This is a genomic window from Novosphingobium sp. TCA1 (assembly GCF_009811895.1).
Classification (GTDB): Bacteria; Pseudomonadota; Alphaproteobacteria; order Sphingomonadales; family Sphingomonadaceae; genus Novosphingobium; species Novosphingobium panipatense_A.
Map to the genome: position 1 here is coordinate 1 of NZ_BLJH01000126.1, position 772 is coordinate 772.

At 62.2% G+C, this 772-nt stretch carries 1 protein-coding gene; it reads left to right on the forward strand.

The features are described from left to right. On the forward strand, window positions 1-713 hold a 713-nt coding region (locus tag NTCA1_RS28355), incomplete at its 5' end, for an IS256 family transposase (protein WP_159832506.1). Window positions 714-772 lie beyond the last annotated feature (59 nt).

The following is a 772-nucleotide window of genomic DNA, read 5'->3' on the forward strand; positions in this document are numbered from 1 at the left end:
CCACCTACCTCAAAGTTCGCGAGGGCGGAAGGATTGTCTCGACGGCAGCGATAATCGCGGTGGGCGTCAACACCGATGGCCGGCGCGAGGTTCTGGGCGTAGCCACCGGCCCCTCGGAGGCCGAACCCTTCTGGAAAGCCTTCCTGCGCTCGCTGGCGGATCGCGGCCTGCGTGGTGTGAAGCTGGTCATCTCCGACGATCACAAAGGGCTGCGCGCCGCCGCCAGTAAGGTATTTTCCGCGACCCAGCAGCGCTGCCGGGTGCACTGGATGCGCAACGCGTTTGCCCATGCCGCGCCCAAACAACGGCCCGCCGTCATTGCCATGATTAAGACGATCTTCGCGCAGGAAACGGCCGAGGCGGCGCACCAGCAGTGGGACCAGGTTGCCGATGCCCTGCGCGAGAAGTTTCCAAAGCTGGCCGACATGATGGACGCATCACGCGAGGACGTGCTCGCCTACATGGCCTTCCCTAAGGATCATTGGGCGCAGATCGCGTCCACCAACCCGCTGGAAAGGGTCAACAAGGAGATCAAGCGAAGGGCAGACGTGATCGGTATCTTCCCAAATGATGCTGCCGTCGTTCGTCTCGTCGGAGCGCTCATGTTGGAGCAGAACGATGAGTGGGCCGTATCGCGCCGATACATGACACTGGAAACTCTCGGCTCGGTGAGCCATAACCCTATTGTCAGCTTGCCAGCACTGGCCGCCTGACCTGAACCTGATCCTGCCGTAGATCGACGGTTCCTACACCACCCCGCGGGACACGACCA